At 70.7% G+C, this 14,692-nt stretch carries 12 protein-coding genes; 8 read left to right on the top strand and 4 right to left on the bottom strand.

From position 1 onward, the window contains the following. Window positions 1-23 precede the first annotated feature (23 nt). On the bottom strand, window positions 24-800 hold the full coding sequence (locus ABZ272_RS22015) for a DeoR/GlpR family DNA-binding transcription regulator (protein WP_355051810.1): 777 nt from the start codon (window positions 798-800) through the stop codon (window positions 24-26). A 37-nt stretch (window positions 801-837) separates the two neighbouring features. Next, window positions 838-2,826 (bottom strand): beta-galactosidase, encoded by a 1,989-nt coding sequence (locus ABZ272_RS22010; RefSeq protein ID WP_355051809.1) that lies wholly within the window; start codon window positions 2,824-2,826, stop codon window positions 838-840. A 281-nt stretch (window positions 2,827-3,107) separates the two neighbouring features. On the opposite strand from ABZ272_RS22010, the gene ABZ272_RS22005 reads away from it, so the two are divergent. The 7 genes from ABZ272_RS22005 to ABZ272_RS21975 all read left to right on the top strand — a co-directional run bounded on the left by ABZ272_RS22005 (window position 3,108) and on the right by ABZ272_RS21975 (window position 10,592). Further along, window positions 3,108-4,436, top strand: coding sequence for an ABC transporter substrate-binding protein (locus ABZ272_RS22005; protein ID WP_355051808.1), 1,329 nt, complete (start codon window positions 3,108-3,110; stop codon window positions 4,434-4,436). A 21-nt stretch (window positions 4,437-4,457) separates the two neighbouring features. After that, on the top strand, window positions 4,458-5,414 hold the full coding sequence (locus ABZ272_RS22000; protein ID WP_355051807.1) for a sugar ABC transporter permease: 957 nt from the start codon (window positions 4,458-4,460) through the stop codon (window positions 5,412-5,414). Next, entirely contained in the window at window positions 5,411-6,292 is an 882-nt protein-coding gene (locus ABZ272_RS21995) for a carbohydrate ABC transporter permease (RefSeq protein WP_355051806.1), read from the top strand. Before ABZ272_RS22000 ends, ABZ272_RS21995 begins: the two co-directional genes overlap by 4 nt. Next, the gene (locus ABZ272_RS21990) at window positions 6,289-8,424 is read left to right on the top strand and encodes an alpha-galactosidase (RefSeq protein ID WP_355051805.1); all 2,136 of its coding nucleotides are present in this window, start codon (window positions 6,289-6,291) and stop codon (window positions 8,422-8,424) included. The genes ABZ272_RS21995 and ABZ272_RS21990 overlap by 4 nt, the downstream gene beginning before the upstream one ends. 96 nt (window positions 8,425-8,520) lie before the next feature. After that, complete coding sequence (locus ABZ272_RS21985; protein WP_355051804.1) at window positions 8,521-8,922, top strand: YciI family protein; 402 nt, start codon at window positions 8,521-8,523, stop codon at window positions 8,920-8,922. 3 nt (window positions 8,923-8,925) lie between these two features. Further along, window positions 8,926-10,269 carry a sigma-70 family RNA polymerase sigma factor gene (locus ABZ272_RS21980; protein ID WP_355051889.1) on the top strand — a complete coding sequence of 448 codons (1,344 nt, stop codon included), beginning with the start codon at window positions 8,926-8,928 and terminating at the stop codon, window positions 10,267-10,269. After that, window positions 10,269-10,592, top strand: a complete 324-nt coding sequence (locus ABZ272_RS21975) for a multidrug efflux SMR transporter (protein WP_355051803.1) — start codon at window positions 10,269-10,271, stop codon at window positions 10,590-10,592. The genes ABZ272_RS21980 and ABZ272_RS21975 overlap by 1 nt, the downstream gene beginning before the upstream one ends. A 79-nt stretch (window positions 10,593-10,671) precedes the next feature. Here ABZ272_RS21975 and ABZ272_RS21970 read toward each other — a convergent pair whose 3' ends face one another. Beyond that, the gene (locus ABZ272_RS21970) at window positions 10,672-12,051 is read right to left on the bottom strand and encodes a cellulase family glycosylhydrolase (RefSeq protein ID WP_355051802.1); all 1,380 of its coding nucleotides are present in this window, start codon (window positions 12,049-12,051) and stop codon (window positions 10,672-10,674) included. A 376-nt stretch (window positions 12,052-12,427) separates the two neighbouring features. On the opposite strand from ABZ272_RS21970, the gene ABZ272_RS21965 reads away from it, so the two are divergent. Then, on the top strand, window positions 12,428-13,390 hold the full coding sequence (locus ABZ272_RS21965) for a TIGR03557 family F420-dependent LLM class oxidoreductase (RefSeq protein WP_355051801.1): 963 nt from the start codon (window positions 12,428-12,430) through the stop codon (window positions 13,388-13,390). Between the two features lie 130 nt (window positions 13,391-13,520). Here the strand turns inward: ABZ272_RS21965 and ABZ272_RS21960 are convergent, their stop codons facing one another. Then, window positions 13,521-14,651, bottom strand: coding sequence for a hypothetical protein (locus ABZ272_RS21960; RefSeq protein WP_355051800.1), 1,131 nt, complete (start codon window positions 14,649-14,651; stop codon window positions 13,521-13,523). Window positions 14,652-14,692 lie beyond the last annotated feature (41 nt).

Here is a 14,692-nt window from a genome sequence, read left to right as displayed (position 1 = left end):
GCGCTGTGGGAAAAGTCGCTGACCTAACCGGTCTTGACGACGGCCAGTTCGCCAACCTGCTCACCGATCGTGGTGCACGCCTCGGCCGACATGCCAGCGTCGGTGATGAGGACGTCGGCGGCCTCCAGCGGCGCGATGGTGGCGATGCCGATCGTCTCCCACTTGGTGTGGTCGGCGAGCACCACCAGCCGGCGGGCGGCCCCGATGAGGCAGCGGTTGACGCCGGCCTCCAGCAGGTTCGGGGTGGTGAAGCCGGTGCGCGGGCTGAGCCCGTGCACGCCCAGGAAGAGCAGGTCGACGTTGAGCGCGCTGATCGCCGCCTCGGCGACCGGGCCGGTCAGCGCGTCGGACGGGGTACGGATGCCGCCGGTCAGGACGACGGTCTGGTCGGCGCGCGGGTTCTGGTAGAGCGCGTCGGCGACCGGGATCGAGTTGGTCACGACGGTCAGCCCGCGCACGTCGGACAGCAGGGTGGCCAGCGCGGCGGTGGTCGTACCGGCGGACAGCGCGATGGCCATCCCCGGCTCCACCATCGTGGCCGCCCGCTCGGCGATGGCCCGCTTCTCGGCCTGCTGGCGGATCGACTTCGCGGCGAAGCCGGGCTCGTCGGCCGAGCCGGGCCCGGCGAGCGTCGCGCCACCGTGGACCTTGTCCACCAGGCCGCGCTCGGCCAGCACCTCCAGGTCGCGCCGGATCGTCATGTCGGACACGCCGAACCGGCTGACCAGGTGGCTCACCCGCACCCCGCCGCGCTGGCGGATCAGGTCGAGGATGGCGCTCTGCCGCTGCTGGGCCAGCATCTGGGGAACCTCCTTCGCACCGTGGCCGTCGACCACACTACGACCGGTCCTCGCGGACCACGGCCACCTCGCCGGCCGGCACGGTCAGCTCACCCGCGCACCGCGTGCCGGTCAACAGCGCGACACCGGTCGCCGAGATCCGTACTTCCGACGACGTGTGGTTGATCGCGAACAGCCAGGTCCGCTCGCCGTCGCGGCGTCGTACCACCTCCACCCCGGTCGGCGCCTGCGCCGCCGGACGGACGCCGGCCTCGTCGAGCAGCCGGGCGACCAGCCGGTCGGTGGCCGGCTCGTCGAGCCGGGCGCCGACGTACCACGCGGCGCCCGCGCCGACCGGCCGCCGCGTGAGCGCCGGCACGCCCGGCAAGGGCCCATCGGTGTACGACGCCAGCACCTCGGCGTCGTCGGCGTGCAGCCACTCGGTCCACACGTCGACCGTGCCGCCGTCGTCGAGTCCGACGCGCTCGCCCTCGCGCAGGGGAAAGAACTCCTCGGTGCGGACGCCGAGCAGGTCCCGGAACGCGCCGGGGTAACCGCCGAGACGGATGTGGTCGTTCTCGTCGACGATGCCGCTGAAGTAGGTGACCGCCGCCGTGCCGCCGGCCTCGGCGAATCGGCGTAGCGCCTCGACGTCGGCGTCGCGGACGAGGTAGAGGGTGGGTACGAGGACCAGCCGGTAACCGCTGAGGTCGGTCGACGGGTGGACGATGTCGGCGGTCACGCCGGCCCGCCACAGCGCGCCGTACAACGCGTTGAGGCGGTCGGCGTACGTGACGTCGACGCTCGGGTGGGAATCCAACTCGACCGCCCACCACGCTTCGAAGTCGAACAGGATCGCCACCTCGGCGTCGACCCGGCTGCCGCGCACCTCGGCGAGGGCCTTGAGGTCCGCGCCGAGCTGGCAGACCTCGCGGAACACCTTGGTGTCCGGGCCGGCGTGCGGCACCAGCGCGGAATGGAACTTCTCGGCTCCGGCCCGGGAGGCACGCCACTGGAAGAACAGCACCCCGTCGGCGCCCCGGGCGACGTGGGCCAGGCTGTTGCGGCGGAGCTGGCCGGGGAGCTTCGCGACGTTGCGCGGCTGCCAGTTGACCGCGCTGGTGGAGTGCTCCATGAGCAGCCAGGGCTCGCCGCCGGCGACGCCCCGGGTGTGGTCGGCGGCGAGCGCCAACCCGAGGTGGGACCGCGGGTCGGCGGCGTTCAGGTAGTGGTCGTTCGAGACGAGGTCCACGTCGCCGGCCCAGGAGTGGTAGTCCATGTGCTTGGCCATGCCGACCATGAAATTGGTGGTGATCGGTTGGCGGACCAGCGTCTTGAGCGCCTCGCGTTCGGCGCGTAGTTGGGCGCGCTGCTCGTCGGAGGAGAAGCGCAGGAAGTCGAGCTGCTGCGTCGGGTTGGCGAACGTCGGCGCGGTGCGCGGCGGATTGATCTCGGCCCAGTCGCCGTAGCGCTGGCTCCAGAACGCGGTGCCCCACGCGTCGTTGAGCCGGTCCAGGTCGCCGTAGCGCTCGCGCAGCCACCCCCGGAACGCCTCGGCGCTGACGTCGCAGTAGCAGTGCACGTTGTGGCAGCCCAGCTCGTTGGAGACGTGCCACATGACGACGGCGGGGTGCTCGGCGTACCGGCCGGCGACCGCGCGCACCAGCTCCAGGGAGCGCTCGCGGAACACCGGGGAGCTGGGGCAGTACGCCTGCCGTCCGCCCGGCCAGAGGATCGCGCCGTCGGCTCGTCGGGGCAGCGTCTCCGGGTGCGCTCGGGGCAGCCAGGGCGGTGGACTGGCGGTGGCGGTGGCCAGGTCGACCTGGATGCCTCCGTCGTGCAGGAGGTCGAGCACACGGTCCAGCCAGCCGAACTCGAACCGTCCGGGATGGGGTTCCAGGCGTGCCCAGGAGAAGATGCCGACGGAGACCAGGTTGACCCCGGCCCGTCGCATCAGCTCGACGTCCTCCGACCAGGTCTGCTCGGGCCACTGCTCGGGGTTGTAGTCGCCGCCGAAGTAGATGCCCTCGCCCTGCCATCGCCGCATGACAGGTGAGGGTGCACCGACCATCCACCGAAGTCAACAGGTTCCAACATCGACTTCCTTTCCAACGTTTACCTCGTAACAGCCGGATCACGACTGGGTTATCAGAGGCGAAAGTACCTCTTGACAGTGGCCTATGGAGAGGTAGCTTGAGGCCCCAACTGGCCGATCGTGTTCGCCAATGTGGATTCTCGGTGGATCACGATGCGTATATCCCGGCTGGACCGCTCCTCACCACACCTGACCCCTTGGACGTAGCACCTCTTCATCCGCAGGAGGCACCGATGTCCCGTCCCCGATCGCAAGCCGAGTACCTGGCTCGGCTCGTACCGCCCTCCGTCGCCGGCATCAACCGACGGTCACTGCTGGCCGGCGCGGCCGGCACGGGCGCGCTGCTCAGCACCGGTCTGCTCGCCGGCTGCGGCGACGACTCCGGCTCCGGCGGGTCCAGTAAGGACGTCTCGCTCGGTTCCAACCAGTCCGACCCGAAGCCCAAGGACGTCCTCGCCAAGATCACCGACGGGTTCAAGACCTCGTCCGGCGTCCAGGTCGCGACCAACACGGTCGACCACAACACGTTCCAGGAGAACATCAACAACTACCTGCAGGGCAAGCCGGACGACGTCTTCACCTGGTTCGCCGGCTACCGGATGCGCTTCTTCGCCGCCAAGGGCCTGGCCAGCGACATCAGCGACGTGTGGGACAAGATCTCCGGCTACTCCGACGCGTTCAAGAAGGCGTCCACCGGGGACGACGGCAAGCAGTACTTCGTGCCGGGGACGTACTACCCGTGGGCGGTCTTCTACCGCAAGTCGGTCTGGCAGCAGCACGGCTACCAGGTGCCCACCACGCTGGACCAGTTCACCGCGCTCGGCGCGCAGATGAAGAAGGACGGCCTCACCCCGATCGCCTTCGCCGACAAGGACGGCTGGCCGGCGATGGGCACGTTCGACATCCTCAACCTGCGGATCAACGGCTACCAGTTCCACGTCGACCTGATGGCCGGTAAGGAGGCCTGGACCTCCGACAAGGTCAAGAAGGTCTTCGACACCTGGGCCGGCCTGCTCCCCCTGCACCAGCCGGACAGCCTCGGCCGCACCTGGCAGGAGGCCGCGCAGTCGTTGCAGCAGAAGAAGAGTGGCATGTACCTGCTGGGCCTCTTCGTCGGCCAGCAGTTCAGCAACGAAGAGCAGGACGACCTCGACTTCTTCACCTTCCCCGAGATCGACCCGGCCATCGGCGCGAAGGCGCTGGACGCCCCGATCGACGGCTACATGATGGCCCGCAAGCCCAAGAACGAGGACAACGCCCGCAAGCTGCTCGAGTACTTCGGTGGCAAGGCCGCCGCGGACATCAACCTCAAGAACGACCCGGCCGTCCTCGTCGCCAACAGCGGCGCGGACGTCGGCGGCTACACGGCCCTACAGAAGAAGGCCGCCGAGCTGGTCGGGTCGGCCACCGAGATCGCCCAGTTCCTCGACCGGGACACCCGGCCGGACTTCGCCTCCACGGTGATGATCCCGGCGATCCAGCAGTTCATCAAGAACCCGAAGGACATCGACGGGCTGACGTCGTCCATCGAGAACCAGAAGAAGTCGATCTTCACTGACTGACGGCGGAAGGGGAAGGACATCGTGTCCGACCTACCCCTGATCCAAGCGGATCGCGCCGTGCCGCCGCCGCCGGCGACCACCTCCACGGGTGGTCGTCGCCGGCGGCTACGGCTCCTGTCCCCCACCGACCGCGTGGTCATCACGCTGATGGTGCTCGTCCCACTGCTGCTCGTCACCGCGCTCGTCTGGCTGCCGGCCCTGGCGACCGTGGTGCTGTCCGGCACCGACTGGGACGGCATCGGTCCACTCAACGAGATCGAGTTCGTCGGCGGGCGCAACTACAGCGACGTGGTGAACATCTACCCGCCGTTCGTGCCCGCGGTCCAGCACAACCTGCTCTGGCTGGCTGTGCTGTTCGTGGTCGCCACGCCGTTCGGCATGTTCCTGGCCGTGCTGCTGGACAAGGAGCTGCGCGGCAGCCGCTTCTACCAGACGGCGCTGTACCTGCCGGTGGTGCTCTCGCTGGCGCTGATCGGCTTCGTCTGGCAGCTGCTCTACTCCCGTGACCAGGGTCTGATCAACGCCGTCCTCGGCACCGGCACCGACTGGTACGGCGACTCGAACGTCAACATCTGGGCGGTCATGGTCGCCTCCGGTTGGCGACACGTCGGCTACATCATGCTGCTCTACCTGGCCGGGCTGAAGGGCGTCGACCCGTCGCTGCGCGAGGCCGCCGCGGTCGACGGCGCGTCCGAGGTCCGGACGTTCTTCCGGGTCGTCTTCCCGGTCATGCGACCGATCAACATCATCGTGCTGGTGGTGACCGTGATCGAGTCGCTGCGCGCGTTCGACCTGGTCTGGGTCGTCAACAAGGGCCGCAACGGCCTGGAGTTGATCTCCGCGCTGGTCACCCAGAACGTGGTGGGTGAGGCGAGCCGGATCGGCTTCGGCTCGGCGCTGGCGACGATCATGCTGGTCGTCTCGCTGGTCTTCATCACCATCTACCTGGCGACCGTGATGAGGGAGAACCGGCGATGAGCGTCGACACCCCGATCCGCCGACGCCGGCTGACCCCGCTGCGGATTCTGCTGCACGGCTTCCTCGTCGCCGTGGCGCTGATCTGGCTCTTCCCGATCGCCTGGGCGGTCCTCACGTCGTTCCGCTCGTACCAGTACACCGCCGCACACGGCTACGTCTCGTTCGGCGGCTGGACCATCGACAACTACGTCACGGCCTGGGAGCAGGCGGAGTTCGGCAAGCACTTCCTCAACTCGGTCTACATCACGGTTCCGGCGGTGCTGCTGACGCTCCTCCTCGCCTCCTGCGTGGCGTTCGTCATCGCCCGGTTCAGCTGGAAGATCAACCTCCTCCTGCTCGGGGTGTTCACCGCCGCCAACCTGCTGCCGCAACAGGCGCTGCTCATCCCGCTGTTCCGACTGTTCACCGAGGTGCCGCTGCCGGAGTTCATGAGCGACTCCGAGCTGCTCTACGACAGCTACTGGGGCCTGATCCTGATCAACGTCGCCTTCCAGTGCGGGTTCTGCGTCTTCGTGCTCAGCAACTACATGAAGGCGCTCCCCCACGACCTGTACGAGGCGGCGATGGTCGACGGCGCGAGTGTCTGGCGGCAGTACTGGCAGATCACCATGCCGCTGTGCCGGCCGGCCCTGGCCGCGCTGGCCACCCTGGAGGTGACCTGGATCTACAACGAGTTCTTCTGGGCCACCGTCCTCATGCGTACCGGTGACAAGTTCCCGGTGACCAGCTCGCTCAACAACCTGCGCGGCCAGTTCTTCACCGACAACAACCTGGTCTCGGCGGGCAGCGTGCTCGTCGCGATCCCCACCCTCGTGATCTTCTTCATGCTCCAGCGGCACTTCGTCCGGGGCCTGACCTTGGGAGCCTCCAAAGGATGACGATCCTGCACCTGCGCCGCGGGCGGACCAGCCTGGTTCTCGACGCGCGCGGCCCGGGACTGCCCCGCGTGGCGCACTGGGGTGGCGACGTCGGCGACCTGGACGACGACGGCCTGCGCCACCTCGTGGACGCCACCGTGCCACCGGTGGTGCCGAGCAGCTTCGACGAGCCGCCCGTGCTGTCGCTGCTGCCGGAGGCGAGCGCCGGGTGGAGCGGCCGACCGGGGCTGGCCGGGCACCGCGACGGGCGGGACTGGTCCACCACGTTCCGGCTCGACGGCCTCGCCGTCGACGAGCCGGCCGACGCCCCGGCCCGGGTCACCGTACGGGCCTCGGACGAGGTCGCCGGGTTGTCCCTGACCATCGAGATCACGCTCGACCCGTACGGCGTGCTGACCGTCCGGCACCGGCTCCGCAACGACGGCGACGGCGCGTACGAGGTGCGGGAGCTGAGCCCGGTGCTCCCGGTGCCGGCGGTCGCCACCGAACTGCTCGACCTGACCGGCCGCTGGTGCCGCGAACGCTCCCCGCAGCGGCACCCGTGGCAGCACGGCGCGTGGGTCCGCGAGGGGCGGCACGGTCGGACCGGGCACGACGCCACGCTGCTGCTGGTGGCCGGCACCGCCGGGTTCGATTTCGGCCACGGCGAGATCTGGGCGGTGCACACCGCGTGGAGCGGCGACCACCTCACCGTCGCCGAACGCCGGCCCACCGGCGACTCCACCCTCGGTGGCGGGGAGCTGCTGGCCCCCGGCGAGATCCGGCTCGCCCCCGGCGAGGCGTACGAGACTCCACTGCTCTACGCCGTCTGGTCCGACGAGGGGCTGGACGGACTCAGCGACGTACTCCACTCGCACGTGCGGGCGCGGCCCGGACACCCGCGATCGCCGCGCCCGGTCACCCTCAACGTCTGGGAGGCGGTCTACTTCGACCACGACCTGGACCGGCTGCGGGCCCTCGCCGACCGCGCCGCGCAGATCGGCGTGGAACGGTTCGTGCTCGACGACGGCTGGTTCCGCGGCCGGCGCGACGACACGGCCGGGCTGGGCGACTGGTACGTCGACGAGGACGTCTGGCCCGACGGCCTGCAACCGCTCATCGACCACGTGACCGGCCACGGCCTTCAGTTCGGCCTGTGGGTGGAACCGGAGATGGTCAACCCGGACTCGGACCTGTTCCGCGCGCACGCCGACTGGCTGCTGACCCCGCCGGGGCGGCTGCCGCCCGCCTGGCGCAATCAGCAGACGCTCGACCTGGGCCGCCCCGAGGCGTACGACTACGTGCTGGAACGCCTCGACGCGCTGCTCACCGAGCATCCCGGGATCAGCTACCTCAAGTGGGACCACAACCGGGACCTCACCGAGGCGGGACACCACGGCCGGCCCGGGGTGCACGGGCAGACCCTCGCGGTCTACCGCCTCCTCGACGAGCTCCGTCGACGCCACCCCGGCGTCGAGATCGAGAGCTGCTCGTCCGGGGGCGCCCGGGTGGACCTGGCCATCCTGGCCCGCACCGACCGGGTCTGGGCCAGCGACTGCAACGACGCCCTGGAACGGCTCGGCATCCAGCGCTGGACCGGCCTGCTGCTGCCACCGGAGCTCGTCGGCACGCACATCGGCCCGGAGCGCTCGCACACCACCCACCGCGTACACGACCTGGGTTTCCGGGCGGCCACGGCGCTGTTCGGTCACCACGGCATCGAGTGGGACATCGCCTCGATCAGCGCCGCCGAACAGGCCGAGCTGACCGCCTGGGTGGCGCTGCACAAGCGGCTGCGTCCGCTGCTGCACGCCGGGCGGGTGGTCCGGGTCGACCACCCGGACCCGGCCGTCTGGGCACACGGCGTGGTCGAGAAGGACAAGACCCGCGCGTTGTACGCGGTGGCCCGGCTCGCCACCTCGGTGGCGCAGACCCCGGGCGCGGTACGGCTGCCCGGTCTCGACCCGGCGCGGCGTTACCGGGTGCGCCCGGTCCAGGACGTGCCACCTCCGGCGACGATCGACCTGTCCGGGCCGCCCTGGCTGGCGTCCGGCGTCACGCTCAGCGGAGCGGCGCTGGCCCGGGTGGGCGTGCAGCTACCCGCGCTGCACCCCGAGCAGAGCCTGCTGTTCGAGGTCGACGAGGTCGGCTAGAAATTTCTTACCTCCGGGGTGTCGAGAACGGTCTCGTCGGCTTCTACCTCAGGGTGAGAGCACCGACCACGGTGCGCGGGCGTGAGGAGCGAGACGATGAAGTACATGCTGTTGATGCAGTTCAGCGCCACCGGGACCGACTTCCCGGGCATCGACACCTGGACGCAGGACGAGGTCCGGGCGCACGTCGGGTTCATGCGGGAGGTCAACGAGAAGCTGGTTGCCGATGGCGAGTGGGTCGACGCGCAGGGCCTCGGCGGCCCGCAGCAGGCGCGGATCGTGCGCGCCGACGAGGGCGGTGCGCCGGTCGTCACCGAGGGCCCGTTCGCCGAGACGAAGGAGTTCCTCGCGGGCTTCTGGATCGTCGACCTCGACAGCCGGCAGCGGGCGGTGGAGTTGGCCGCGCACATCTCCACCGCGCCCGGCCCCGGTGGTCGGCCCCTGAACATGCCGATCGAGGTGCACCCGGTGATGTCCGCTCCGTCGCAGGAGCTGTGAGCGCTGACCACCGACCTTCGCATCGAGGACCTGCTGCGCGAGCTGGCGCCGCAGGTCCTCGGCGTGCTCACCCGCCGGTTCGGTGACTTCGCCACCGCCGAGGACGCCGTACAGGAGGCACTGCTCGCCGCCGCCAGCCAGTGGCCGGCCGACGGGTTGCCGACAAACCCCCGGGGCTGGCTGATCCAGGTCGGCTACCGCCGGATGATCGAGCTGGTCCGCGGCGAGCAGGCCCGGCGTCGCCGCGAGGACCTGGTCACCCGCCAGGACCCGGACGACCGGCGGTACGCGCCGGCCCCGGACGAGGAGCTGTCCGCCGAGCGGGACGACACCCTGGTCCTGCTCTTCCTCTGCTGCCATCCGGCGCTCGCCCCCACGTCGGCGGTCGCGTTGACCCTGCGCGCGGTCGGCGGTCTGAGCACCGCCGAGATAGCCCGCGCGTTCCTGGTGCCCGAGGCGACCATGGCGCAGCGGATCAGCCGGGCAAAGCAGCGGATCCGCACGTCCGGGCTGCCGTTCCGAATGCCCGGGGAGGCGGAGCGGGCCGATCGGTTGGCCGCCGTCCGACAGGTGCTCTACCTGATCTTCACCGAGGGGCACACCAGTACCGCCGGCCCGGACCTACGCCGGGTCGACCTCGCGGCCGAGGCGATCCGGCTGACCCGGGCGCTGCACGTACGCCTGCCCGACGACAGCGAGACCGCCGGGCTGCTCGCGTTGCTGCTGCTCACGGAGGCGCGCAGCCCGGCACGAACCGGGCCCTCCGGAGAGCTGATCCCACTGGCCGAGCAGGATCGCAGTCGCTGGGACGCGGCGGCCATCGCCGAAGGCGTCGCACTGGTCACGGCGGCGCTGCCGCGCGGCCCGGTCGGCCCCTACCAGGTGCAGGCCGCCATCGCCGCGCTGCACGACGAGGCTCTTAGTACCGACGCGACCGACTGGCCCCAGATCCTGGCGCTGTACGACGTGCTGGACCGGTTGGCCGGCACCCCGGTGGTGGCGCTCAACCGGGCCGTCGCGACCGCCATGGTGCACGGGCCCGCTGCCGGCCTGAAGGCCCTCGACGCGCTGACCGACGATCCCCGGCTGGCCGGACACCACCGGCTGCCCGCCGCCCGCGCGCACCTGCACGAGATGGCCGGCGACCGGGAGCGGGCCATCGCGGACTACCGGGATGCCGCCGCCCGCACGAGCAGCCTCCCCGAACAGCGCTACCTCACCATGCGCGCCGCCCGCCTCGCCGCCGACAGCTCCTCTGCCGAAGTTGTCAATCTTGGACAGTTTCCGTCAGCGGGGAACGGAAACTGTCCAAGATCTACCCAAACCACGGAGGGCGGCGAGGACTGATGGCGTACGTGCTGCTGGGGATCGCGATCCTCGCCGAGGTGGTGGCGACCAGCCTGATCAAGAGCACCGCCGGGTTCACCCGCGTCTGGCCGACACTGGGCTGCCTCACCGGGTACGCGCTGGCGTTCCTCCTGCTCGCCCAGGCCGTCAAGGAGATACCGGTCGGCGTCGCGTACGCGCTCTGGTCGGGCCTGGGCACCGCGGCCATCGTGGCGATCGGCGCGGTGTTCCTGGGCGAGTCGGTCGGGCCGGTCAAGCTCGTGGGCATCGCTCTGATCATCGCGGGCGTGGTCATCGTGAACCTGACCGGCGAGCAGCACTGAGCGGGCTCGGGTTGCCGAAGGACGCGATGGCCGGGCCCGGTACGGGCCCGGCCATCTGGCGTTGGTCGCCGCCGGTCGCTCAGCCGGCGGTGCAGCTCATCTGCGGTGCGGGGTTGGTGCCGTTCCAGCTTCCGAGGAAGCCGAAACTCGCGCTGGCCCCGGCGGCCAGTCGGCCGTTGTAGTCCACGTTCCGCGCGGTCACCGTGGAACCGCTGCTGGTCAGGGTGGCGTTCCAGGCCTGGGTGACGCTCTGGCCGTTGGCGTAGGTCCACCGGGTGGTCCAGCCGGTGATCGCGTTGGCGCCGGCGGTCACCCGCACCTCACCCTGGAAGCCGCCCTGCCACTGGTTGGTGATGGTGTACGTCGCCGTACAGCCACCGGCGGGCGGCGGCGTGGTCGGCGGAGGGGGCGTGGTCGGCGGGGGCGTGGTCGGAGGAGGCGTGGTCGGAGGAGGCGTGGTCGGCGGCGGGGGGCCACCGAAGACGGTGGCCTCGCGGGACGTCTGCCGGATGCCGTTGACGCCGTTGAAGACCCGCTGCCCCCAGGTGGTCAGGCTGGCCGGGTTGAAGGCGGTGGCCATGTCGAGATACTCGACGCCACCCCCGTTGCCGCTCCACGACCAACCGAGCCAACCGATCCCGTTGGCCTGGCTGTACGCGAGGATGGTGTCCTCGTCCGGGTCGCCGTCGGAGTGGTTGAAGCCGAACTCCCCGACCACGATGGGCAGCCCCGCCGTACGAAACCGGCCCAGATAGTCGGTGATCTCGGCGGCGGTGTCGAAGACGCCGTACATGTGGATGGAGAAGATCGTGTTGCGGGCCGGGTCGGCGGCGAAGACCGACGCGGCGTTGTCGCGCATCGTGAACGACCAGTCCTGACCCCAGTTCGGGGCGTCAACCATGATGGTGTGGGTCAGGCCGCCGGCCCGCAGCCGCTTGATCGCGTTGGCGCTGTCGGTGGCCCACGAGGCATAGTTCTGGTTGCCGTACGGCTCGTTGCCGATGTTGACGAGAACGTACCGCTCCTGGCCGACCAGCACGTCCTTCAGGCTGAGCCAGTAGTCGACGGCACGGTCCAGGGTGATCGCGCCGCTCTGCTCGCCGTAGCCGGTGGTGTCGTGGACCTCCAGCACGCAGATCAACCGGTTTGCCTTGCACAGCGAGATGACGTTGGCGACGTCGGCGTTGGTGTTCCGGGTCCAGCGGTCGCCGCTGGCGAGCACCACCCGCACGGTGTTCGCGCCGAGCGCCTTGACGTTGGCGAACGAGCTGGTCTGCTGCGGATACCAGGTGTGCGCGTGGTTGACGCCGCGCATGACGAATTCGGCGCCGTTGGCGTCGTAAAGCTTGCCGCCCGCGACGGAGAAGCCGGCCGCGGCGTGCGCCGGTTGACCGAACGCCAGCACGGCGAGCAGCAGCGCGAGCAGGGCGGCGCCGACGGCGGAGAGTCGAGTCTTCATGGCCTTCCTCAGGGAGGACCCCCGATGCCCGGCGAGGGTGGGGTACGACAGGGGAAGGCGGCTGCAGCCCGACAGCCGCCACCCGACTCCCGGCGGCGCGCATCAGCCTAGGGCGATGGATCAGCCCTCGCAACCGGTTCAGTAGAACGCTTCGAAGGGGCGGACGGCCGTGACGGCCCGCGCGGACGCGGGCCGTCACGGGGCGGTCATCCCCACCACAGGATGTGCGCCACACCGAGGGTCTTAACCGGTTAAGAGGACCGTAGGCGGGTCCACCGCATCCGTCAAGCATCGCCCCGGCGAACCGGACGGGAGGGTTGACCGCTGCTGACCTGGGTATCCCGGGACGAACCGTCGGCGAGAAGGAGATAACGGGATGGTGAGCGTCGGCTACACCCTGATGTGCGAGCAGGCCGGACCGAAGCAACTGGTGGACCACGCGGTGCGGGCCGAGGCGGCCGGCTTCGACCAACTGGTGATGTCCGACCACTACTATCCGTGGCTGGACTCGCAGGGCCACTCCCCGTACGCCTGGTCGGTGCTCGGCGCGGTCGCGCACGCGACCTCCCGCGCGGAGCTGATGTCCTTCGTGACCTGCCCGATCCGCCGCTACCACCCGGCCGTGGTCGCCCAGAAGGCCAGCACCATCGGCGCGCTCTCGGACGGGCGGTTCACCCTCGGCCTGGGCGCCGGGGAGAACCTCAACGAGCACGTGGTCGGCGGCTGGCCGCACGTGCAGCAGCGCCACGAGATGTTCGAGGAGGCGTTGCAGATCATCCGTCCGCTGCTCAACGGCGAGACGTTGACCTTCTCCGGGAACCACTTCGACGTACCCGACGCCTACGTCTGGGACCGCCCCGAGCGGCCCGTCCCGATGGCGATCGCCGCCTCCGGCCGGCAGTCCGCCACGCTCGCCGCCGAGTACGGCAACGGCCTCGTCTCCACCGAGCCCGACCGGCACATCATCGAGATGTACGACGACGCGGGCGGCGCGGGCCAGCCCCGCTACGGACAGGTGGCGATCTGCTACGGCCCGGACGAGGCCGAGTGCCGCAAGATCGTGCACGACCAGTTCCGCTGGTTCGGCATGGGCTGGAAGGTCAACGCCGACCTGCCGGGGCCGGAGTCCTTCGCCGCCGCCACCCAGTTCGTCCGGGAGGAGGACGTCGCCGAGGGCATCTCCTGCGGCCCGGACGTGGAAGCGCACGTCGACGCGTTCCGCAAGTTCGTCGACGCCGGCTTCACGCACGTGGCGATCATCCAGGTCGGCGGGGAGACCCAGCCGATGTTCCTGGACTGGGCGCAGGATCAGCTACTGCCCCGGCTCCGCGAGCTGTGAGCCATGCGCTTCGGTAACACGGAGATCCGCCCGCTCGGTGGTGGCCTCGGCTGCCTTCTGATGATCCTCTTCTCGATCGTGGCCTCGGTGGTGCTGACGGTCCTGCTCAACCTGGTTCTCTGAGGCGTCGTCAGCGGCGCAGACCCAGTGCGCTCAGCACCTCGCGGGACGCCACCCGGGCCGGGTCGAGCACCGCGCGTCGGGTCCACCGGGCCGCCGGCGGGACGATGGCCCGCCAGACCGCGCGCAGGCCACGCGCCATCGGCACGACCGTCACCGACCAGACCCAGTGGATGCCCGACAGCAGCGGACGTACGGTGTGCCGCCACAGCCAGCGCAGCCCCAGCCCGACCGGGCGCAGCAGCAGTCGGTAGACCAGCCGCAGCACCCAGCCGGCGGTCCGCCACGCCCCCACCAGCGCGGCCACGACCAGCCGGACGAACCCGACGACGAGCCACCAGACTCCCCGCGCCAGGCCGACCACGACCCACCGGACTCCCCACGCCAGCGCGACGAGTGCGGCGCCCACCGCCCCGGCGAGCGCGGCGACGCCGCGCCACAGCAGCCGTCCGGCGGGGGCGAGGGCCGCGCCCAGCCAGCGCAGCGGCCGCACGACCAGATGCTCGGCCAGCCAGACCAGCACCCGACCCAGGGCCACCAGAGGTGGGCGCAGGCCGTGGCGGGCCAACCACACCAGCGGCGTCCAGAGGATCGTGCGGACCGCCCAGGCGAAGGCGTACGCCAACCACACCAGCGGCAGCCAGACAAGCGTGCGGGCCACCCAGGCCACGCCGCGCCCCAGCCACACCAGCGGCACCCAGACGAGGTTGCGGGCCACCCACGCGACACCCCGGGCCAGCCACACCAGCGGCACCCACACGAGGTTGCGGGCCACCCAGCGCAGCGGACGCCACAGTAGGTGGTCGGCGCACCAGAGCAGCGGACGCCACACCAGCCGGTCCAGGGCCCAGACCAACGGGGCCACCAGCCAGTCGCGCAGGAACCGTCCGACCGGGGTCAGCAGGTACCGGCCCAGCAGCCGGCCGGCAGCCGCGATCAGCTCCCAGAGCAGGCGTACCGGCAGCACGAAGACCAGCGCGACACCGCGCGCGACGGCCGCGACGAGCGGTAGCGCGACGGTGTCCGGCTCGGTCGTGCCCACCGCCGACGGAGCTCGGGCCGCGAGCGTCACCATCGGCGTGGCCGGCCGGTCGGTCGGCGGCCCGGGCAGCGGCGGACGGAGGGTGGGGCGGTCGGTCACGGTGGGCACGGTAGCCCCACGACGCCATCCGCCGGGACCCC

Source organism: Micromonospora sp. NPDC005979, from assembly GCF_040614415.1.
GTDB lineage: Bacteria > Actinomycetota > Actinomycetes > Mycobacteriales > Micromonosporaceae > Micromonospora.
This window is presented reverse-complemented; position numbering and strand designations above follow the sequence as displayed.

What these genes read in the sequence shown, in the direction of transcription:
- ABZ272_RS21995 (WP_355051806.1), top strand. Translation starts at nt 5,411, where the DNA reads ATGAGCGTCGACACCCCGATCCGCCGACGCCGGCTGACCCCGCTGCGG.
- ABZ272_RS21985 (WP_355051804.1), top strand. Translation starts at nt 8,521, where the DNA reads ATGAAGTACATGCTGTTGATGCAGTTCAGCGCCACCGGGACCGACTTC.
- ABZ272_RS21990 (WP_355051805.1), top strand. Translation starts at nt 6,289, where the DNA reads ATGACGATCCTGCACCTGCGCCGCGGGCGGACCAGCCTGGTTCTCGAC.
- ABZ272_RS21975 (WP_355051803.1), top strand. Translation starts at nt 10,269, where the DNA reads ATGGCGTACGTGCTGCTGGGGATCGCGATCCTCGCCGAGGTGGTGGCG.
- ABZ272_RS21965 (WP_355051801.1), top strand. Translation starts at nt 12,428, where the DNA reads ATGGTGAGCGTCGGCTACACCCTGATGTGCGAGCAGGCCGGACCGAAG.
- ABZ272_RS22010 (WP_355051809.1), bottom strand. Translation starts at nt 2,826, where the DNA reads ATGCGGCGATGGCAGGGCGAGGGCATCTACTTCGGCGGCGACTACAAC.
- ABZ272_RS22005 (WP_355051808.1), top strand. Translation starts at nt 3,108, where the DNA reads ATGTCCCGTCCCCGATCGCAAGCCGAGTACCTGGCTCGGCTCGTACCG.
- ABZ272_RS22015 (WP_355051810.1), bottom strand. Translation starts at nt 800, where the DNA reads ATGCTGGCCCAGCAGCGGCAGAGCGCCATCCTCGACCTGATCCGCCAG.
- ABZ272_RS21970 (WP_355051802.1), bottom strand. Translation starts at nt 12,051, where the DNA reads ATGAAGACTCGACTCTCCGCCGTCGGCGCCGCCCTGCTCGCGCTGCTG.